General features: G+C 50.2%; 13 protein-coding genes. 9 read left to right on the top strand and 4 right to left on the bottom strand.

Features of this window, described 5'->3' with window-relative positions:
- Positions 1-103: 103 nt before the first annotated feature.
- The 4 genes from carB to glmS all read right to left on the bottom strand — a co-directional run bounded on the left by carB (position 104) and on the right by glmS (position 8,575).
- Positions 104-3,427 (bottom strand): carbamoyl-phosphate synthase large subunit, encoded by a 3,324-nt coding sequence (gene carB, locus BHV73_RS06575; protein ID WP_087412016.1) that lies wholly within the window; start codon positions 3,425-3,427, stop codon positions 104-106.
- 116 nt (positions 3,428-3,543) lie between these two features.
- Complete coding sequence (gene carA / locus BHV73_RS06570) at positions 3,544-4,722, bottom strand: glutamine-hydrolyzing carbamoyl-phosphate synthase small subunit (RefSeq protein WP_087412017.1); 1,179 nt, start codon at positions 4,720-4,722, stop codon at positions 3,544-3,546.
- A 2-nt stretch (positions 4,723-4,724) separates the two neighbouring features.
- Positions 4,725-6,608 (bottom strand): amidophosphoribosyltransferase, encoded by a 1,884-nt coding sequence (locus BHV73_RS06565; RefSeq protein WP_087412018.1) that lies wholly within the window; start codon positions 6,606-6,608, stop codon positions 4,725-4,727.
- A gap of 122 nt (positions 6,609-6,730) precedes the next feature.
- Positions 6,731-8,575: a glutamine--fructose-6-phosphate transaminase (isomerizing) gene (gene glmS, locus BHV73_RS06560; RefSeq protein ID WP_087412019.1), complete on the bottom strand. Its 1,845-nt coding sequence runs from the start codon at positions 8,573-8,575 to the stop codon at positions 6,731-6,733.
- Positions 8,576-8,939: 364 nt separating this feature from the next.
- Here glmS and gltB point away from each other — a divergent pair, with 364 nt between their 5' ends.
- The 9 genes from gltB (at position 8,940) to BHV73_RS06515 (ending at position 22,989) form a co-directional block, all read left to right on the top strand.
- Positions 8,940-13,499, top strand: a complete 4,560-nt coding sequence (gltB, locus tag BHV73_RS06555) for a glutamate synthase large subunit (protein WP_087412020.1) — start codon at positions 8,940-8,942, stop codon at positions 13,497-13,499.
- 131 nt (positions 13,500-13,630) lie between these two features.
- Positions 13,631-14,971 carry a glutamate synthase subunit beta gene (locus tag BHV73_RS06550; protein WP_087412021.1) on the top strand — a complete coding sequence of 447 codons (1,341 nt, stop codon included), beginning with the start codon at positions 13,631-13,633 and terminating at the stop codon, positions 14,969-14,971.
- Positions 14,972-15,157: 186 nt separating this feature from the next.
- Complete coding sequence (gene asnB, locus BHV73_RS06545) at positions 15,158-16,867, top strand: asparagine synthase B (RefSeq protein ID WP_087412022.1); 1,710 nt, start codon at positions 15,158-15,160, stop codon at positions 16,865-16,867.
- Between the two features lie 120 nt (positions 16,868-16,987).
- Entirely contained in the window at positions 16,988-17,752 is a 765-nt protein-coding gene (locus BHV73_RS06540) for a glycerophosphodiester phosphodiesterase family protein (protein WP_022217911.1), read from the top strand.
- Positions 17,753-18,098: 346 nt separating this feature from the next.
- Entirely contained in the window at positions 18,099-18,953 is an 855-nt protein-coding gene (gene dapF / locus BHV73_RS06535; protein ID WP_087412023.1) for a diaminopimelate epimerase, read from the top strand.
- 78 nt (positions 18,954-19,031) lie between these two features.
- The gene (locus tag BHV73_RS06530) at positions 19,032-20,264 is read left to right on the top strand and encodes an LL-diaminopimelate aminotransferase (RefSeq protein WP_087412024.1); all 1,233 of its coding nucleotides are present in this window, start codon (positions 19,032-19,034) and stop codon (positions 20,262-20,264) included.
- 100 nt (positions 20,265-20,364) lie between these two features.
- On the top strand, positions 20,365-21,069 hold the full coding sequence (locus BHV73_RS06525) for a hypothetical protein (protein ID WP_087412025.1): 705 nt from the start codon (positions 20,365-20,367) through the stop codon (positions 21,067-21,069).
- A 21-nt stretch (positions 21,070-21,090) separates the two neighbouring features.
- Positions 21,091-21,447, top strand: a complete 357-nt coding sequence (locus tag BHV73_RS06520; protein ID WP_087412026.1) for a P-II family nitrogen regulator — start codon at positions 21,091-21,093, stop codon at positions 21,445-21,447.
- Positions 21,448-21,534: 87 nt separating this feature from the next.
- Positions 21,535-22,989, top strand: a complete 1,455-nt coding sequence (locus BHV73_RS06515) for an ammonium transporter (RefSeq protein WP_087412027.1) — start codon at positions 21,535-21,537, stop codon at positions 22,987-22,989.
- Positions 22,990-23,057 lie beyond the last annotated feature (68 nt).

Below are 23,057 nucleotides of genomic sequence, written 5' to 3'. Positions count from 1 at the left end.
CCAAAATGCACCGGATGATTTCTTTCAGACACGGATTACACGGATTTACTTATCCTCTTTCCGTGAAATCCGTACCTGAAAAGAAACAAACAGTAATGGACTGTTATTTATACTCCTCCCAAGACTTGATAGCCAAATCATCCGGTGTCATCGTACAGAAGGCATTGATAAAGGCGCTTGCCAGACGTGCGTTCGTAATCAGCGGAATATTGAGGTCGATAGCGGCACGGCGTATCTTGTAGCCGTTGTCCAACTCGCCCGCGGTGAGGTTCTTTGGAATATTCACCACCATATCAATTTCTTTCTTGTGCAGCATTTCGAGTGCCTGCGGCTGCATATCGGGTTCGCTCGGCCAATAGACGCGGGTATTCTCCACACCATTCTCCGTAAGAAACTTGCTTGAACCACCGGTGGCAAACAGTTTATATCCTTTCTTCTGAAGCATACGAGCTGCGGAAAGCATATCCACCTTCTGTTTCGGAGTACCGGTAGAGAGCAGGATGTTCTTTTGCGGAATACGATAACCGACAGAGAGCATCGCCTTGAGAATGGCACAGGAAGTGTCACTGCCTATACACCCCACTTCGCCCGTAGACGCCATATCCACACCCAGTACAGGGTCTGCCTTTTGCAGGCGGTTGAAGGAGAACTGAGAGGCCTTGATTCCTACGTAATCGAGGTCGAAGAGGTTCTTGTCCGGCTTCTGTACAGGAATGCCGAGCATCACTTTCGTAGCCAGTTCGATAAAGTTGATTTTAAGTACCTTGCTTACGAACGGGAACGAACGGCTGGCACGCAGGTTACATTCAATCACCTTGATGTCGTTGTCCTTGGCGAGATACTGAATATTGAACGGACCGGAGATATTCAGTTCCCGGGCAATCTCCCGACTGATACGCTTGATGCGACGTACCGTCTCCACATAAAGCTTCTGCGGCGGAAACTGGATAGTGGCATCGCCGGAATGTACGCCGGCAAACTCTATATGCTCGCTGATAGCATACGCGATGATTTCCCCATTCTGCGCTACGGCATCCATTTCCACTTCCTTGGCATGCTCTATGAACTGGCTCACGACTACCGGATGCTTCTTCGATACGTTTGCCGCCAACTGCAAGAAGCGTTCCAGCTCTTCCTGATTGGAGCAAACGTTCATTGCCGCACCGGATAGCACGTAACTGGGACGAACCAACACCGGGAATCCCACCTTATCGACAAAAGCGTTGATGTCTTCCAGTGAAGTAAGCGCCCGCCATTCGGGCTGGTCTACACCGATACGGTCCAGCATGGCGGAGAACTTGTCCCGGTCTTCGGCGTTGTCAATGCTCTTGGCGCTTGTGCCGAGGATGGGCACATTCTGCGCATCAAGACGCATGGCAAGGTTGTTCGGTATCTGGCCGCCCGTAGAAACGATTACCCCATGCGGATTTTCCAGCTCGAGGATGTCCATGACACGCTCGAAGGTGAGTTCGTCGAAATAGAGGCGGTCGCACATATCGTAGTCCGTGGATACGGTTTCGGGATTGTAATTAATCATCACGCTGCGATAGCCCTCCTTGCGGATAGTGTTCAATGCCTGTACACCGCACCAGTCGAACTCTACCGAGGAGCCGATGCGATACGCGCCCGAACCGAGTACAACGATAGACTTACGGTCGCCCAGGTAATGCACATCATTGGCAATGCCGCTATACGTCAAATACAGATAGTTGGTCTGCGCGGGATATTCGGCGGCAAGGGTATCTATTTGTTTCACTACGGGCAGAATACCCATGCTCTTGCGCAACGCACGTATGGCAAGTATGCCGTCCTCGCTATCCATATAGCGTTCCAAACCGAGAGCGCGGGCTATCTGCAAATCGGAGAAGCCCTGTATCTTGGCCTTGCGTAACAGCTCCCGCGCTGTTTTGTCATTCCGGACGGAGTGAAGAAACTGCTCCTTTGAAAGCGCAAGGGGCAGAGAGTCGCCGCTGCGCTCCGAATGACAGGCGGCTGTTGAATGGCAGACAGCTTCCGAATACTCGTGCAGTTCCTTGCTGGTGTTCATTATATTCATCAGTTTCTCCAAGAACCAGCGGTCTATTTTTGTCAATCCATGCACCTGTTCTACGGTATATCCGGCACGAAAAGCCTTGGAGATGACAAAGATACGCTTGTCCGTAGGCTCGCGGAGCGCTTTATCGATATCGGGGATAACCAGCTCCTTGTTCTCCACAAAGCCATGCATCCCCTGTCCTATCATGCGCAACCCCTTCTGAATAGCTTCTTCAAAAGTACGTCCGATAGCCATGACCTCGCCGACAGACTTCATGCTTGAACCCAGTTCCTTATCTACGCCATGAAACTTGCCCAAATCCCAACGGGGAATCTTACAAACCACATAGTCCAGCGCCGGCTCAAAGAATGCGCTGGTAGTCTTGGTAACGGAATTCTTCAGGTCGAAAAGCCCGTAGCCCAATCCGAGTTTGGCGGCTACGAAAGCGAGCGGATAACCCGTTGCCTTAGAGGCAAGTGCAGACGAACGGCTCAAGCGGGCATTTACCTCTATTACACGATAGTCTTCGCTTTCCGGGTCGTAGGCATACTGTACATTGCACTCGCCCACAATACCGATATGGCGGATGATGCGGATAGCCAGTTCACGCAGTTTGTGATAATCCGTATTGCTTAATGTCTGCGACGGAGCAATCACGATAGATTCCCCTGTGTGGATGCCCAGCGGGTCGAAGTTCTCCATATTGCAGACCGTTATGCAGTTGTCGAAACGGTCGCGTACCACCTCATACTCCACTTCTTTCCAGCCGCGCAAGGATTTCTCCACCAATACTTGCGGAGAGAAGGAGAAAGCCTTTTCCACCAGCACATTCAATTCTTCCTCATTGTCGCAGAAGCCCGACCCCAGTCCGCCCAGCGCATAGGCTGCACGCACTATCACCGGATAACCCAGTTCCGCAGCGGCGCGACGGGCATCTTCGGCATTCTCCACAGCCTCGCTCTGAATGGTCTTTACATTGATTTCATCCAGCTTCCGGACGAATATCTCACGGTCTTCCGTATCTATGACAGCCTGCACGGGAGTACCGAGCACCTTTACACCGTATTGCTCAAAAACACCCTTCTTGTAAAGCTCCACGCCGCAGTTCAACGCCGTCTGTCCGCCAAAAGCGAGCATAACGCCGTCGGGGCGTTCTTTCTCGATAACTTTCTCCACGAAATAAGGGGTAACGGGCAGGAAGTAAATCTGGTCGGCCACACCTTCAGAGGTCTGCACCGTAGCGATGTTCGGGTTGATAAGTACGGTATGGATACCTTCTTCTTTCAATGCCTTGAGCGCCTGCGAGCCGGAATAGTCAAACTCTCCCGCCTCACCGATTTTCAGTGCGCCGGAGCCAAGCAACAGGACTTTCTTTATATTGTTTTCTTTCATTTGTCTAAATTTGATTATACCAACAATCGGTTTTCACAGGCATCCGAATCTTTTTTGATGTACATCAAACGAAGTTTTAACGTATATCAAACCACATTTCGATACCTGTCAAACCCTTATAGCAACTTCACGAACTCATCGAACAGGAACTCCGTATCCGTCGGTCCGCTGGCAGCTTCGGGATGAAACTGCGCGGAGAACCAGGGATTGCGCTTATGGCGAATACCCTCGTTGGAGCCGTCATTCATATTGATGAAAAGCGGTTCCCAGTCTTCGCCCAACGTATTGTTGTCCACCGCATAGCCATGATTCTGCGAGGTGATGAAGCAGCGTTCCGTACCCACCATGCGCACCGGCTGATTATGACTGCGATGTCCGTATTTCAGCTTGTATATCTTGGCTCCTCCGGCTTTGGAGAGCAATTGGTTGCCCATACAGATACCGAAGATAGGCAGCTTTTCGTTCTGCATCGCCTTGCGGATATTCTGTACGGCAGCATCACAGGTGTCGGGATCGCCGGGTCCATTGGAGATGAACAGGCCATCGAACTCCAGCCCGTTGAAATCGTAATTCCAAGGAACGCGAATGACCTCCGCATTCCGTTTCAGCAGACAACGGATAATGTTGGTCTTGACACCGCAGTCCACAAGAACAACCTTTTTGAATGAAGAATGAGGAATGAAGAATGAAGAATGGGCTGCGCTACGGGTGGAAGTGCCGTCGGGCAGGTAATGGATGATTTCCTTGCAGCTCACGCGGTCCACGTAGTTCACACCCTCGTACACCGCTGCCGGCAATTCTTCATCCTTCCGCCCCGATTCTTCATTCTTCATTCTTAATTCTTCATTTCCCTCCTCCGATTCTTCATTAAACTCTATTCTCCCCATCATCACGCCGTGCTCGCGCAGTACTTTAGTCAATTCGCGGGTATCGATGCCTGTAATGCCCGGTACTTGCTCACGCTTCAGCCAGTCGCCGAGGCTTTCCACGGCATTCCAATGGCTGTAATTTTCGGAATAGTCACTTACGATAACGGCTTCGGCATGGATGTGTTCACTCTCCATGAATGTAGGCAGCCCGTTTGGCTCGATGGTGAAAGGCGGTACACCGTAGTTGCCCGCCAACGGATAAGTGAGCGTCATCAACTGGCCGGCGTACGAAGGGTCGGTCAGGCTTTCGGGATAACCCGACATGGCCGTGTTGAAAACCACCTCTCCCGCTACCGGCTTTTCATAGCCAAACGACTTACCGCAGAAGCGGCTCCCGTCGTCAAGGATTAAAGTTACATTTCTCATATTCAGAATTGATATACTTGTTCTATGTAATTAATAAATGCCGCGTTCAGCAACTTCACACCGCCCGGCGTGGGATAGTCACCGCTGAAGTACCAGTCGCCCCGGTGCCGCGGACAGGCTTCATGCAGGCCTTCAAGAGGCTGATATACAATCTGCACTTTGGCCTTCGTGCCTTTCGGGGTCAGGAGTTCCACCATCTTGGCGGAAATCTCTTCATCGGTAAAGGGAGCATAGATTTCCTTTACGTAGTTCACCATCTGCTCCTTGGGCAGCCCCGCTTGCTCCTTGGATTTGCGGTAGGCGGATTCGATGACATCGCGCATCTCACGCTCTTTCAGCAGCTCGATGGCGGCTTTGAAAGCAATGAATTCGCTCATCTTCGCCATGTCAATACCGTAATAGTCGGGGTAGCGCACTTGCGGCGAGGAACTTACGATTACAATCTTCTTCGGATTGAGGCGGTCGAGGATGCCGATTATGCTTTGTTTCAAGGTAGTGCCGCGCACAATGCTGTCGTCTATGATAACCAGATTGTCCACGCCGGGCACGAGGCTGCCGTAAGTGATGTCGTACACATGAGCGGCAAGGTCATTACGGCTGTTGCCCTCGGCGATGAAAGTACGCAGCTTGATGTCTTTGACGGCTACCTTTTCGCTTCGTATGCGACGGGACAGGATACGCTCCAACTCATCGTGGCTGGGATTATGTCCCAAAGCGGCAATCTGCCGGACTTTCTCCTCGTTGAGGTAGTCGTCCAGTCCCTGCAACATTCCGTAGAAGGCCACTTCCGCCGTATTCGGTATGAAGGAAAAGACGGTATGGTCTATATCCTTATCAATGGCTTTCAGGATGTTAGGCACCAACTTCTCACCCAATAGTTTACGTTCCTTATAGATGTCCACGTCACTGCCGCGACTGAAATAGATACGCTCGAAGGAACAAGGTTTCACCTCACGCGGCTTATTGATTTGCACCGTACGGAGCTTACCGGCTTTGTTGATAAGGACGGCTTGTCCCGGTTGCAGCTCCTTGATGCTGTCAGCGGAAACGTTGAGCGCGGTCTGTATCACAGGACGTTCGCTGGCGAGCACGGCTATTTCATCATCCTGATACCAGAATGCAGGGCGGATGCCCCAGGGGTCCCGGACGGCGAATGTCTCACCGCTCCCGGTAAGCCCGCACATCACATAGCCTCCGTCCCACTCTTTGCTCGAGGTGCGCAACACGTTGGCAAGGTCTATATGGTCTTCGATATAATGCGTGACGCCCATACCCGTCAGCCCTTCGGCTTCGGCAAGGTTGAAGAGGCGTTCCACTTCGCGGTCGAGCCGGTGCCCCACCTGTTCCAGCATGATATACGTATCGGCATACTTGCGAGGATGCTGGCCGATAGCGGTGATGCGTGCAAAGATTTCATCCACGTTCGTCATGTTGAAGTTGCCGCACAGGGCAAGGTTCTTGGCACGCCAGTTGTTTCTCCTGAGAAACGGATGCACGTACGAGATGCCCGACTTCCCCGTGGTGGAATAACGCAGATGTCCCATATACACTTCTCCCACAAAAGGAAGCACACGCTTTGCATAACTGGCGTCGTGCAATTGTTCTTTCGTCAGGTCTTTAAAGTTGCTCTGCACCGTATCGAATATCTCGGTAATAGCTCCCGAACCGAGCGCCCGTTCGCGGAACATATATTCCTCGCCGGGGTTCGCTTCCAGTTTCACGCAAGCCAGTCCGGCTCCTTCCTGCCCCCGGTTGTGCTGTTTCTCCATGAGAAGGTAAAGCTTGTTCAGCCCGTACATCCATGTACCGTACTTTTCTTCGTAATACTCCAGCGGTTTCAGCAGGCGTATCATGGCAACGCCACATTCATGCTTCAGTTGTTCCATTTATATATTTACTAATGAGTAATTACTTCTTTTAAAAACGCGTTATTTATATTCTGAAAACATATCATCTATCAAGGGCAAACGCATTCTCTGTTTTACCCATACACATCATCCGCTTCCGGTCATTCCACCGTTACCGACTTGGCAAGATTACGCGGTCGGTCTACATCCATGCCTTTACATACGGCTATGTGATAAGCGAGCAGTTGCAAGGGAACCGTAGTTATTAACGGGTCAAGACATTCCATTGTTTCGGGAAGTTCGATACAAATGTCAGCGATTTTACCGATAACCGTATCTCCCTTGGTAACAATCGCTATCACCCTGCCTTTGCGCGCTTTAATTTCCTGTATATTGCTCAGTACTTTTTCGTACAATCCGTTCTGTGTGGCAATAACCACCACTGGCATTTCCGCATCTATCAAAGCAATAGGCCCATGCTTCATTTCGGCGGCCGGATAGCCTTCCGCATGGATGTACGAGATTTCTTTCAGCTTCAAAGCGCCTTCCAACGCTACGGGATAACTGTAGCCGCGTCCCAGATAGATAAAATTGTGTGCGTAAGTGAAGATTTTGGAAAGCTCCGCTATACGGTCGTTCAGCTTCAGCACCTCTTTCATCTTTCCGGGAATCTGTCCGAGTTCCCTCACTATGGCGAGGTATTGCGTTTCATCAATCGTACGCTTCTCCCGTGCAAGAGTCAATGCCAACATGGTGAGCACAGTTACCTGACCTGTAAAGGCTTTGGTGGACGCCACACCTATTTCCGGCCCTACATGAATGTAAGACCCCGTATTCGTAGCGCGCGGAATACTCGAACCGATAGCATTACAGATGCCATATATAAATGCACCACGGCTTTTGGCAAGTTCTATGGCAGCCAGCGTATCGGCTGTCTCCCCGCTTTGCGAAATGGCAATCACCACATCACTACTGTCAATCACCGGGTCTCGGTAACGAAATTCCGAAGCATACTCCACTTCCACCGGAATGCGGCAGAAACTCTCTATCAGATGTTTGCCTATAAGCGCAGCGTGCCACGACGTGCCACAAGCCACAATTACAAAACGTTTGGCAGCAAGCAGACGTTCCTTATAATCTATAATGGCGGAAAGCACCACGTTAGTACCCTCCAGATTAATGCGTCCGCGCATACAGTCGTGAATACAATCGGGTTGCTCAAAAATCTCCTTCAACATGAAATGCGGATAACCGCCCTTCTCCAACTGACCGAGATTGAGCGCCACCGTCTTTACCTCGTGCGGGCACTCCACATTCTTGAGATTCACCACTTTCAGTTTCTCCCCGTAACGAATAACGGCTATCTCCTCATCTTCCAGATAGACCACCTTGTCCGTATATTCCACAATCGGAGTGGCATCGGATGCCAAGAAGAATTCATCCTGCCCGATACCCACCACCAACGGACTGCTTTTGCGCGCAGCAATAATCTCATCAGGATTCTCCCTGTCGAGCACGGCAATGGCATATGCACCGATAACCTCCTGCAAAGCCAGTTGCACGGCAGTCAGTAAATCGATGCGGTTTATAACCTGAATGTATTCTATGAGTTGTATCAGTACCTCGGTGTCGGTACTACTTTTAAAAGTATAGCCTTTGGCTTGGAGTTTGTCTTTAAGGGCGGCGTAATTTTCAATGATACCGTTGTGAATAAGAGCGAATCTTTCGGAAGAGGAATAATGAGGATGAGCATTAACGGAACAAGGTTCTCCATGTGTAGCCCAGCGGGTATGTGCAATACCTATACTACCGGAAATATCTTTTTGAGTAACGAAAGTTTCTAAATCCGAAACCTTTCCTTTCGTCTTGTACACGTTCAGTTGTCGGTCATCACTGATTAATGCTACCCCTGCACTATCGTATCCGCGGTACTCCAACCGCTTCAAACCTTTGATAAGAATGGGGTAGGCTTTTCTTTGACCTATATAGCCTACTATTCCACACATAATATATCAGTATTTGATTTGCGCTGCAAAGATATATATTCTTTAGAACATAAAGTTAACCTTTTCACTATTTATTTATCAAAAGAGTAGAAAAAAGTTATTTTATTATCAAAAAGACAAGGAAAATAATATTTTAAAAGCAAAAGGTCGAATTTATAATCTTAAAGCAAACAGACGAAATCTGATTTAAGATTAGAAGAAAACAAAGGGTATTTTCTATCAGATTATAACTTCATCCCCCGGTGTAAGTATTTAACAAGGCACAAATCGAGGAATATTGTTATCAATTTGAAACTAAATATTTATATTTGCCAAACATTTTGATATAATAAATAGGTATTACATAAATTAGAGTAAACCAAAAATGGAAAACAAAGAGCTTTTTAACAACAAAACAAAGAAACAACCCGCACAACGACAGCCCATGCAGTTGGGCCTGTACGATGTCACCAATGAACACGACGCTTGCGGTGTGGGAATGTTAGTGAACATTCACGGCAGCAAATCACATGAATTGGTTGAATCCGCATTGAAAGTATTGGAGAATATGCGTCATCGCGGAGCGGAAGGTGCCGACAACAAGACCGGAGACGGCGCCGGCATCATGCTGCAAATACCGCACGAATTCATCCTGCTGCAAGGCATCCCCGTTCCCGAAAAAGGGAAATACGGAACAGGACTGCTTTTTCTTCCGAAAGATGAGAAAGACCGGGCAGCCATCCTGAGTATCATCATTGAAGAAATAGAGAAAGAAGGATTGACGCTGATGCACCTGCGCAATGTGCCTACCTGCCCCGAAATACTGGGTGAGGCCGCACTTGCCAACGAACCCGACATCAAACAAATCTTCATCACCGGATTTACGGACAGTGAAACCGCCGACCGCCGTCTCTATATAATAAGGAAAAGAATAGAAAACAAAGTACGCAGGTCGGATATAGCCGCACGAGAGGATTTCTATATCGTGTCGCTGTCTACGAAGAACATCATCTATAAAGGTATGCTCTCTTCCCTACAGCTACGTAACTACTTCCCCGACCTGACAAACAACTACTTCACCAGCGGACTGGCTCTGGTGCACTCCCGTTTCAGCACCAACACCTTCCCTACGTGGGGACTGGCACAGCCGTTCCGTCTCTTGGCGCACAACGGTGAAATCAATACCATACGCGGTAACCGCGGCTGGATGGAAGCGCGTGAAAGCGTCCTGTCCTCTCCCGCCCTTGGCGACATCAAAGAACTGCGTCCCATCATCCAGCCGAACATGAGCGACAGCGCCTCGCTGGACAACGTACTGGAGTTCCTTGTCATGTCCGGCCTCAGCCTACCGCATGCCATGGCAATGCTCATACCGGAATCCTTCAACGAAAAGAACCCCATCAGCGAAGACCTCAAGGCCTTCTACGAATACCACTCTATCCTCATGGAACCTTGGGACGGACCTGCCGCACTACTCTTCAGCGACGGACGCTATGCGGGTGGTATGTTGGACCGCAACGGTCTGCGTCCCGCACGCTACCTTATTACGCACAACGACATCATGGTAGTGGCAAGTGAAGTCGGCGTAATGGATTTCGAACCGGGCGACATCAAAGAGAAAGGTCGTCTGCAACCCGGCAAGATACTTTTGATAGATACCGAAAAAGGCGAGATTTACTACGACGGCGAACTGAAAAAGCAACTTGCCGAAGCCAAGCCCTACCGCACTTGGCTCGCCAGCAACCGCATCGAACTGAACGAACTGAAAAGCGGGCGCAAAGTGCCCCACAACGTGGACAACTATAACAGTATGCTACGTACGTTCGGCTTCTCCAAAGAAGATGTCGAGAAAATCATCCTACCCATGGCATCCAACGGCGCCGAGCCTGTCAGCGCAATGGGTAACGACACCCCGCTTGCCGTACTTTCCGACAAGCCGCAGCTACTATACAATTACTTCCGCCAACAGTTTGCGCAAGTCACCAATCCGCCTATTGACCCTATCCGCGAAGAGTTGGTAATGTCTCTCACCGAGTACATCGGCGCAGTGGGCATGAACATACTGACACCCAACGAAAGCCATTGCAAAATGGTACGGCTGAACCACCCCATCCTGACGAATGCGCAATTGGATATTCTCTGCAACATCCGCTATAAAGGCTTCAAGACTGTAAAGCTGCCGATACTGTTTGAAGTCTCCAAAGGACGTGCAGGACTGCAGGAAGCGCTTGACCGCCTGTGCAAGGAAGCCGAAGAGTCCGTCACCGAAGGCGTGAACTACATTGTACTGACCGACCGCAACGTAGATACCGTCCATGCCGCCATCCCCTCATTGCTTGCCGTATCGGCAGTGCACCACCACCTCATTTCGGTAGGAAAGCGCGTACAGACCGCATTGGTAGTGGAAAGCGGCGAGATACGCGAAGTGATGCACGCCGCACTGCTCCTCGGGTTCGGTGCAAGCGCACTGAACCCCTATATGGCATTTGCCGTACTGAACGAACTCGTTGCCAAGAAAGAGGTACAGTTGGACTATGCCACCGCAGAGAAGAATTACATCAAAGCCATTTGCAAAGGCCTGTTCAAGATTATGAGCAAAATGGGTATCAGCACCATCCGCTCCTACCGGGGCGCAAAGATATTCGAGGCTGTCGGGCTGAGCGAAGAATTGAGCAACGCTTACTTCGGCGGATTAAAATCGGCTATCGGCGGCATCCGTTTGGATGAGGTGGCACGTGACGCCATCACTTTTCACGACGAAGGAGAAGCGATGAAAAAGGAAGAAACGCGCATGAAGAATGATGGTGGTGAAGCTCCCCTATTGCCAAACAAAGGACTGTACGCATACCGTAAGGACGGAGAAAAGCACGCTTGGAACCCGGAGACTATCAGTACCCTGCAAATAGCTACTCGTCTGGGCAGTTACAAGAAATTCAAAGAGTTTACCCGCTTGGTCGATGAGAAAGAAAAGCCTATCTTCCTGCGCGACTTTCTCGACTTCCGTCACAACCCCATTTCCATAGACAGGGTGGAACCGGTGGAAAGCATTCTGAAACGTTTCGTTACGGGCGCCATGTCTTTCGGAGCCATCAGTCAGGAAGCGCATGAGGCAATGGCGGTTGCCATGAATAAACTGCACGGGCGAAGCAATACGGGTGAAGGCGGTGAAGATGCCGCACGCTTCGGAACTGAAATGCGCAGTGCCATCAAACAGGTAGCATCCGGACGTTTCGGGGTCACTACGGAATATCTGGTGAATGCCGACGAAATACAGATAAAAGTGGCACAAGGCGCCAAGCCGGGTGAAGGCGGCCAGTTGCCGGGATTCAAAGTAGACCAAGTGATTGCCCGCACGCGCCACTCCATTCCAGGTATTTCATTGATTTCTCCCCCGCCCCATCACGACATCTATTCCATCGAAGACCTGGCACAGCTTATCTTCGACTTGAAGAACGTCAATCCGAAAGCCAAAATCAGCGTGAAGCTGGTAGCCGAAAGCGGTGTGGGAACTATCGCCGCAGGTGTGGCGAAAGCCAAAGCCGACCTCATCGTCATCTCCGGCGCCGAAGGCGGTACAGGCGCATCACCCGCAAGTTCCATCCGATATGCCGGCATCTCGCCCGAACTCGGACTGAGTGAGACGCAACAGACACTGGTACTGAACGGGCTGCGCGGACAAGTGCTGCTGCAAGTGGACGGACAACTGAAAACCGGACGCGACGTAGTACTCATGGCCATGCTCGGTGCGGAAGAATACGGTTTCGCCACCGCTGCCCTCATCGTATTGGGATGCGTGATGATGCGCAAGTGTAACCAAAACACATGTCCCGTAGGTGTAGCCACCCAGAACCCGGAACTGCGCAAACGTTTCATCGGCCGTAGCGAATACCTTGTGAACTACTTTACCTTCCTTGCCCGCGAAGTACGCGAGTATCTGGCAGAGATTGGAGTGGAAAAACTGGATGATATCATCGGGCGTACCGACCTCATCATCCGCAGACCGGATGACGGCATCAAGAAACATCAACTCATCAACTTCGACAAAGTACTGGCGCGTGTGGACAACGGAGCCGCCATCCGCCACATCATAAACCAGCAACACGGCATCGACCGCGTAAAAGACGTGGAAATGCTGAATGCCGCCGCCAATGCCGTAGACGAACAGAAAGAAGTTTCTCTCGAATATACCATCGCCAACACCGACCGCGCCTGCGGTGCGATGCTCTCCGGCGCTATCGCCGCCAAGTACGGCGCAAAAGGCCTGCCCGAACATACACTGAACGTCAAGTTCAAAGGCTCGGCCGGACAGAGTTTCGGAGCATTCCTCGTACCGGGTATCAACTTCAAGCTGGAAGGTGAGGCCAATGACTATCTGGGCAAAGGGCTGAGTGGCGGACGTATCGCCGTACTCCCCCCTGTACGCAGCAACTTCGAGGCCGAGAAGAACACAATTGCCGGAAACACCCTTCTGTATGGTGCAACCAGCGGCGAAGTATATATCAACGGTCGCGTAGGCGAACGCTTTGCCGTCCGCAACTCCGGTGCAATAGCCGTTGTAGAGGGTGTGGGTGACCATTGCTGCGAATACATGACCGGCGGACGTGTAGTAGTGCTCGGACAGACGGGACGTAACTTTGCCGCAGGTATGTCCGGTGGTGTGGCCTACGTCTGGAACAAAGACGGAAACTTCGACTACTTCTGTAACATGGAAATGGTGGAACTAAGCCTCATTGAAGAAACCTCATACCGCAAGGAGTTGCACGAACTCATCCGCCAGCATTATCTCTACACCGGTTCCAAACTGGCGCGTATCCTACTCGATGACTGGACGCACTACGTAGACGAGTTTATCCAAGTAGTCCCTATCGAGTACAAGAAAGTGCTGCAAGAAGAACAGATGAAGAAGCTGCAACAGAAGATTGCGGATATGCAAAGAGACTATTAAATTAAAAATTGAGAATTGAGAATTAAAAAATACAGAATAGTGCGTACTTACAAATTCCACGTTCTTTTTAATTTTCGATTCTCTGAGTATTATTTCTTAATTTTCAATTTTTAATTCTCAATTTATCAATCATGGGCGATTCAAAAGCATTCTTAAATATCCCCCGCCAAGAAGCGGGCTACCGTCCGATACACGAACGTATCACAGATTTCAGCCAGGTGGAACAGACGCTGAACAGTCACGACCGCAAGCTCCAAGCCTCACGCTGTATGGAGTGCGGTGTACCTTTTTGCCATTGGGCATGTCCGTTGGGCAACAAGCAACCGGAGTTTCAAGACGCACTCTGCAAAGGAAAATGGCGCGAAGCCTATCAAGTACTGAACGAGACGAATGATTTCCCCGAATTTACGGGACGTATCTGCCCCGCACTTTGTGAGAAGTCATGTGTGCTGAAACTCTCCTGCGATGCTCCCGTAACCATCCGCGAGAATGAGGCAGCCATTGCCGAAGCCGCTTTTCGTGAAGGATATATCGTGCCTGCCCGCCCCGAACGCAATGGCTGGAAAATAGCTGTCATCGGTGCAGGACCTGCCGGGCTGAGCGTTGCCGCACGACTGAATGCCTGTGGCTACGAAGTCACGATATTCGATTCCAAACCGATGCCGGGCGGACTGCTTCGCTACGGTATTCCCAATTTCAAACTACCCAAAGAAGTGATAGACCGTCGCATGGATGTACTGAAAGCCGAAGGTATCCGGTTTGAAATGGGTGTCTGCATCGATATGCAGAAGCTACCCGCAGGTTTCGATGCTTACGCCGTCTGCACAGGCACTCCCACTGCCCGCGACCTTACCATCCCCGGCCGTGAACTGAAAGGTATCTACTTTGCCCTCGATATGCTGGCTCAACAGAACCGTATCCTCGACGGAGAGACATTCCCGAAAGAGCAGCTTGTCAATGCCCGTGGCAAACGGGTGCTTGTCATTGGCGGTGGCGACACAGGCTCGGACTGCATCGGCACGAGCATCCGCCAAGGAGCTACGAGCGTGACACAAATAGAAATCATGCCACAACCACCCGTAGGCCACAATGACGCTACGCCCTGGCCGCAATGGCCCGTTGTCCTGAAAACCACTTCCAGTCACGAAGAAGGATGCACACGCCGCTGGTCACTGGCATCCAACAGATTCATCGGCAAGAACGGAAAGGTTTGCGGCGTGGAAGTGGAAGAAGTGGAATGGCTTCCGGCAAAAGACGGTGGCCGCCCCACCATGAAACCTACGGGTAAGAAAGAAGTCATTGAAGCCGATATGGTGCTGTTGGCTATGGGCTTCCTCAAACCGGAACAGCCGACATTTGCAGAGAATGTATTCGTGGCGGGAGATGCCGCCAATGGTGCAAGTCTCGTAGTACGTGCACTGGCTGACGGTCGCAAAGTAGCCCGGCGGATTGACCAATACTTCAACCGGTAGTTTTGCGGCAACGAAAAAAGTTTCAAAGAGGGATACCAAGAGTGTCAACGCATGAAACTTTCTGTCCCCCGGTGTGAAACGACTCGTTTCAACGCTTGAAACAATCCGTTCCAACGGACGAAACTGCCAGTCTCACCCGATACAACTAACATCATCCCGATATCAACTTCTAAAACAACTACAACCATGTGTGGAATAGCAGGTATTTTCAACATAAAATCCCAGACTCCGGAACTCAGGAGTAAAGCTTTAAAAATGGCACAGAAAATCCGCCATCGCGGACCGGACTGGAGCGGTATTTATGTAGGCGGCTCCGCAATCCTTGCACACGAGCGGCTTTCTATCGTCGACCCTCAATCGGGTGGGCAACCTCTGTACTCGCCCGACCGCAAGCAAATCCTTGCCGTCAACGGTGAGATATACAACCACCGCGATATCCGTGCACATTACGCCGGAAAGTACACCTTTCAGACGGGTTCGGACTGCGAAGTCATCCTCGCCCTCTACAAAGACAAAGGCATCAATTTCCTCGAAGAACTGAACGGTATCTTCGCCTTTGCCCTCTACGATGAAGAGACGGACGATTACCTCATAGCCCGCGACCCCATCGGAGTGATACCTTTATATATAGGCCGCGACAAGGAAGGCCGCATCTACTTCGGCAGCGAACTGAAAGCTCTCGAAGGCTTCTGCGACGAGTACGAGCCTTTCCTGCCCGGACACTATTACCAGGGACGTGAGGGTAAAATGCACCGCTGGTACACTCGCGACTGGATGCAATACCCTGACGTAAAAGACAACTATCATACTGGTTACCCTGACGTCAATGCCACAACCTACCAAACTCAGGTCTCTGCCGTACATGATGCCCTCGAAGCCGCCGTACAGCGCCAACTGATGTCGGACGTACCTTACGGCGTGTTGTTGTCCGGCGGGCTGGACTCTTCCGTAATCTCGGCCATCGCCAAGAAATACGCCGGAAAACGTATTGAAACGGACAACAAAGCAGATGCGTGGTGGCCTCAACTCCACTCTTTTGCAGTAGGCTTGAAAGGCGCTCCCGACCTCATCAAAGCACGTGAAGTGGCGCAATACATCGGCACTATCCACCATGAAATAAACTACACCATTCAAGAAGGGCTGGACGCCATTCGCGATGTCATCTACTTCATCGAAACCTACGACGTAACCACTGTCCGCGCATCCACGCCCATGTACTTGCTGGCGCGTGTCATCAAGAGCATGGGCATCAAGATGGTACTTAGTGGTGAAGGTGCGGACGAAGTATTCGGCGGCTACCTCTACTTCCACAAAGCGCCCACACCACAAGCCTTCCATGAAGAAACAGTACGTAAACTCTCCAAACTGTACCTTTACGATTGCCTGCGCGCCAACAAGAGTCTTGCCGCTTGGGGCGTGGAAGGACGTGTCCCGTTTCTCGACAAAGAATTTCTGGATGTAGCCATGCGACTGAATCCTGCCACGAAGATGTGTCCCGGAAAGGAAATTGAAAAGAAAGTGGTTCGCGAAGCCTTTGCGGATATGCTGCCCGAAAGCGTCGCATGGCGTCAGAAAGAACAATTTTCCGATGGTGTGGGTTACAGCTGGATTGATACGCTGAAAGCTGTCACTGCCGCTGCCGTCAGTGATGAACAGATGCGGAAAGCCTCCGAACGCTTCCCCGTAAACACACCGATGAACAAAGAGGAATACTACTACCGCACTATTTTCGAGGAGCACTTCCCCAGCGAGAGTGCCGCCCGCAGTGTACCCAGCGTACCGAGTGTAGCCTGTTCCACCGCCGAAGCATTGGCATGGGACGTCTCATTCCAAGGGAAAAACGACCCTAGCGGACGCGCCGTTGCCGGTGTGCACGAAGAAGCCTACAAGGACTGAACCTTAAAAAAAGTAACCACACGGCAAATGCAACGGATTTTTAATATACTTTCTGTTTCATATTCGTAAGCTTATGCTACCTTTGCGAAAGAACGATGAAAATAATTAATTCTAAAGCCCATGAAACTGAAAAGCCTTATTATCACTTCCGCCCTGCTACTTGCCGCTTGTGGCTATACACAGGCACAGTCCACCCAAGTCATTGCTCACCGCGGCTTCTGGAAAACAGACGGTTCGGCACAGAATTCCATTGCCGCACTGGTGAAAGCCGACTCCATAAATTGTTACGGTTCCGAGTTCGATGTATGGCTCACCGCCGACAACCAACTTGTAGTAAACCACGACAGCACTTTCAAGGGAGTGAATATGCAGAAATCCACCGCACAACAGTGTACCGCCGTCATACTGGACAACGGAGAGCAACTCCCCACCCTGCGGCAATACTTGGAAAAAGCCGGACAACTGAAAACGCGCCTTATTCTGGAACTGAAATCCCACAAGACACCCGAACAGGAAACACGTGCCGTAGAAAGTATCGTGAAGATGGTGAAAGACATGGGATTGGAGAACCGCATGGAATACATCGCTTTCTCGCGACACGCCACCAAAGAATTTATCCGTCTTACCCCCAAAGGAACTCCGGTATATTATCTGGAAGGCGACCTCTCTCCCAAAGAACTGAAAGAATGGGGATGCGCCGGACCCGACTATCACTTCAGCGTATTCAAAAGACATCCCGAATGGATTAAAGAGTCCCACGACTTGGGCATGAAAGTAAATGCTTGGACCGTAAACGATGCCAAAGACATGAAGTGGTTGATTGACCACGGTGTGGATTTCATCACTACCAACGTCCCCGTAGAACTGCAAGAAATATTACAGTAAAAGCATCAGCTTACAATACATTTAGAAAGTTATTATAGACAAGCTGCTTCATTCTGAAAACAATGAAGCAGCTTTTATATTTCAAAAAGGTAGTAATAAGCGAATAAAACAATCATTTTTATTATTCCCCCGCAAGAATACGAGAGCATTATATTACAATCTTTACGAATATAGCATCATATACTTTTAAATTGAAAGGGAAATCATATATATTTGCACTGAATGAAAGCAGGAATAGAAATAAATAGAAAACAGATATCAATATAGATAAAAATAATCCAAAACGTCGTATATTTGCAGTGAAATAAGACAAAAGGATATAATCAACCAACTAAGTAAGTACAAAATGACAAGAAGCATAAAGTTTACCAAGATGCATGGCGCAGGAAACGACTACATATATGTAGACACTACCCGCTATCCTATCGAGAACCCGGAGAAACTCTCGAAGAAATGGAGCGCACCGCATACGGGAATCGGCAGTGACGGTCTGGTACTTATAGGGCGCTCCGACAAAGCCGATTTCAGCATGCGCATTTTCAATGCGGACGGTTCGGAAGCCAAGATGTGCGGCAATGCCAGCCGATGCATCGGCAAATACCTTTATGACTACAAACTGACTTCCAAAACAGAAATCACACTCGATACCCTGTCCGGCATCAAGATTCTAAAACTACACGCGACAGGCGATAAAGTAGACACTGTAACCGTTGACATGGGTATTCCGTCTGGCGAACCCGTGAACTATGACGGCAAGGGGAACAAGCCGATGACAGAACATCCCATCGAAATAGACGGCATACGCTATACGGGTACTACCGTATCCATGGGAAACCCGCATCTGGTAATCTTCGTGAACGACATTACGAAGGTAGACCTCTCCTCTATCGGCCCCAAACTGGAGAATCACCCTCTCTTCCCCGACCGCATCAATGTGGAGTTTGCCCAAGTATTGGAAGAGGGAAAGATAAGGATGCGCGTATGGGAACGGGGTTCGGGCGTCACCCAAGCCTGTGGAACAGGAGCCTGTGCCACAGCCGTAGCCGCTTTCCTCACAGGACGTGCCGGAAGAAAATCAATCATCGTCATGGATGGAGGAACACTCACCATTGAATGGGATATAGCCACCAAGCACGTCTTTATGACGGGAGAGGCAACCAAGGTGTTCGAGGGAGAGATGGAGACGGATGAAGAATTATGAATGAGTATACGCTTTTGTGCCACATGGCAATTCTTCATTATCAATTCATCATTATCAAATAATTAAACCAACAGAGATATGGCATTAGTTAATGAACATTTTTTGAAACTGCCCGGAAGTTACTTATTTTCGGACATAGCTAAGAAGATTAATACTTTCAGGATAACGCACCCTAAAAAAGAAGTCATCCGTCTGGGTATCGGAGACGTTACCCGTCCGCTGCCGCAAGTTTGCATCGAAGCGATGCACAAGGCAGTGGATGAGATGGCTGATGCCAAGACATTCCGCGGATATGGTCCTGAACAGGGTTATGACTTTCTGATTGATGCCGTTATCAAACACGATTACGCGACACGCGGCGTTCATTTCAGCCCACAGGAAATCTTCATCAACGACGGAGCCAAGAGCGATACGGGAAACATAGGCGACATACTCCGCCATGACAACAGTGTGGGAGTAACCGACCCTATCTACCCCGTCTACATTGACAGCAACGTAATGTGCGGACGCGCCGGCATATTGGAAAAAGACGGCAAATGGAGCAATGTAACCTATATGCCCTGTACGGCCGAAAACAACTTTATCCCCGAAATACCGGACAAACGCATCGACATCGTCTACCTCTGTTACCCCAATAATCCTACGGGTACTACCCTTACCAAACCCGAACTGAAAAAGTGGGTGGACTATGCCCTTGACAACGACACGCTTATCCTATTTGATGCCGCCTACGAGGCTTTCATCCAAGAGGACGATGTGCCCCACTCCATATACGAAATAAAAGGGGCGAAAAAATGCGCCATCGAGTTCCGCAGTTTCTCAAAGACAGCCGGATTTACAGGCGTACGCTGCGGCTACACCGTAGTACCGAAAGAACTGACCGCCGCTACGCTGGAAGGTGAACGTATCTCCCTCAACAAACTGTGGAACCGCCGCCAATGCACCAAGTTTAATGGTACAAGCTACATTACCCAGCGTGCCGCCGAAGCCATCTACACTGTGGAAGGCAGACGGCAGATAAAAGAAACGATTGACTACTATATGAACAACGCCCGCACTATGAAAAAGGGACTGGAAACAGCCGGACTGAAAGTGTACGGCGGTGTGAATGCCCCATACATCTGGCTGAAAACCCCGAACGGCATAGGCTCTTGGCGATTCTTCGAACAGATGTTGTACGAAGCCAATGTAGTGGGAACTCCGGGCGTAGGCTTCGGCCCAAGTGGTGAGGGATACATCCGTTTGACCGCTTTCGGCAAACACGAAGACTGTGTGGAAGCCATGAAACGCATCCGCAACTGGCTGAAATAATATAAGCAAACTACTATTTAATATAGTTCAAGCGCAATACTATACAAACAGAGGCCGGACTGATCATCCGCAATTTTTCTAACTAAAAAGGTAAGAAGGTATGAAAACAAGAAACGTAAAATTAGGAGTAATAGCAATAGCGTTACTATCAGCTGTAATGCCTTTCACGGCAAAAGCACAGGACAAAGTGGAAGCATCCGTAGGTGCAGACATCGTAAGTGGCTACATCTGGCGCGGACAAGACTTGGGAGGTGTAAGCCTTCAGCCCAGCGCATCCGTCGCCTATAAAGGCTTCTCGCTTGGAGCATGGGGCTCAGTAGGGATTGAGAGTACAGATGCCAAAGAGTTTGACCTCACACTGGGCTACTCTACTGGCGGTTTCAGCGTATCGGTTACAGACTACTGGTTCAATACCGGCGCAGGCTATTTTCATTACGATGCTCACAACACGGCCCACGTATACGAGGCACAGTTGGGTTACGACTTCGGTCCGGTGGCAGTAAACTGGTACACCAACTTTGCCGGAGACGACGGTGTCAAGGAGAATGGCGACAGAGCCTATTCATCCTATATCTCCGTAGCTGCCCCCTTCAAATTGGGCGGACTTGACTGGACAGCTGAAGTAGGCGCCACCCCATGGGAAACGAGTTTCTACGGAGCAAGCGGATTTGCCGTATGCGACATCAGTCTCGGGGTTGCAAAGGACATCAAAATAACCAATTCATTCTCCCTGCCACTCTTTGCCAAAGCCACTTGGAACCCACGTTCGGAAGGAGCATACTTCGTAGTAGGATTAAGTTTTTAAGAACAGTAAATAATTTAAGGTATGAAAAAGATTGAAGCTATCATCCGCAAAACCAAATTCGAGGAAGTGAAAGACGCACTCCTCGAAGCGGATATCGAATGGTTCTCTTACTATGATGTAAGAGGCATCGGAAAGTCCAGACAAGCCCGCATTTATCGTGGTGTATTGTACGACACCAGTTCCATCGAGCGAATCCTCATCTCTATCGTAGTACGCGACAAAAACGCAGAAAAGACAGTACAAGCTATCATCAAAGCCGCACAAACCGGAGAAATCGGTGACGGCCGTATCTTCGTCATCCCCATTGAAGACGCTATCCGCATCCGCACAGGAGAACGGGGTGACATTGCCCTCTATAATGCCGAGCAGGAAAGATAACCGGCAGCACTCAAACCACAGGAATTTCATTGAGCGGCGTGCTCGATGACAAGCAAAATACAAGTACAACTAAAAATCAAAGAGATTATGGACAAATATATGAAACGCAGTTTCACAAAACTGTGTATGGCCCTTGCTATACTCATAGCTTGCTGCCTCGCAACAGATATGTATGCGCAAACCGCCGTAACTGCGGACAGTGCGGCAGTCGTCACTACCGAAGTGATAGCTGCCACAGAAATACCTGCCGAAGAAACATCGGCAACCGATACCGTCGCCCAGTTAATTTCCGGTGTCAACACCGTTTGGATGTTGCTGGCAGCTATGCTGGTGTTCTTTATGCAACCGGGCTTCGCATTGGTGGAAGCCGGTTTTACCCGTACCAAGAACACCGCCAACATACTGATGAAGAACTTCGTAGACTTCATGTTCGGTTCACTCCTTTACTGGCTGGTAGGTTTCGGCATCATGTTCGGTTTAGGTGGCTTCTTCGGAACTCCCCACTTCATGAGCCTGTTGTTCGACAGTAACGGCCTGCCCGACCCCGCTTCACTACCCACCGAGGGTTTCCTCGTATTCCAGACTGTATTCTGCGCTACTTCCGCCACAATCGTTTCGGGAGCCATGGCAGAACGTACAAAGTTCTCCATGTATCTGGTTTACACAATCTTCATCAGCGTACTGATTTATCCCGTTTCCGGTCACTGGACTTGGGGCGGAGGATGGCTGATGAACGGTGAAGCCGGTTCCTTCATGACGGAAACATTCGGAACTACCTTCCACGACTTTGCCGGTTCCACCATTGTACACTCCGTAGGCGGTTGGATTGCACTGGTAGGTGCAGCTATCCTCGGTCCGCGCATCGGCAAGTACAGCAAAGACGGCCGGTCAAAAGCCATCCCCGGACACAACCTCACCATTGCGGCACTGGGTGTATTCATCCTTTGGTTCGGGTGGTTCGGTTTCAATCCCGGCTCTCAGTTGGCGGCAGCCACAACCGAAGACCAGGTAGCTATCTCGCTCGTATTCCTCAACACCAACTTGGCAGCTTGCGCAGGCGGTTTCTTTGCTCTGGCTGTCAGCTGGCTGAAGTACGGCAAACCGTCCCTATCACTCACGTTGAACGGTATCTTGGCAGGATTGGTAGGTATTACGGCAGGATGTGACATGGTGTCTCCACTGGGTGCGGTCATCATCGGCGCCATCTGCGGCGTACTGATGATATACTCCGTAGAGTTCATTGACAGAGTGCTGAAGATTGACGACCCCGTAGGCGCATCTTCCGTACACGGCGTATGTGGTTTCACGGGAACAGTCCTGACAGGCTTGTTTTCCACCAGCGAAGGTCTGTTCTACGGTGCAGGTTGGGGATTCCTCGGTGCACAGTTGTTCGGTGCTTTGGTAGTGGGCTTATGGGCCGCCGGCATGGGATTCATCATCTTCAAAGTCCTCGACAAGATTCACGGTCTGCGTGTTCCTGCACGAGTTGAAGAAGAAGGACTCGACATCTACGAACACGGCGAATCAGCTTACAACGCATAAATTTCCCCTCCCGGGCAGGCTTGACCGCCTGCCCGGGAACAACGAAAGAAACAATTACAACTCTAAGG

Source organism: Bacteroides sp. 44_46 (assembly GCF_001915465.1).
GTDB classification, from domain to species: Bacteria; Bacteroidota; Bacteroidia; order Bacteroidales; family Bacteroidaceae; genus Bacteroides; species Bacteroides clarus.
The sequence above is the reverse complement of the archived record's forward strand: the minus strand, read 5'-3'. Positions and strand labels throughout refer to the sequence as shown.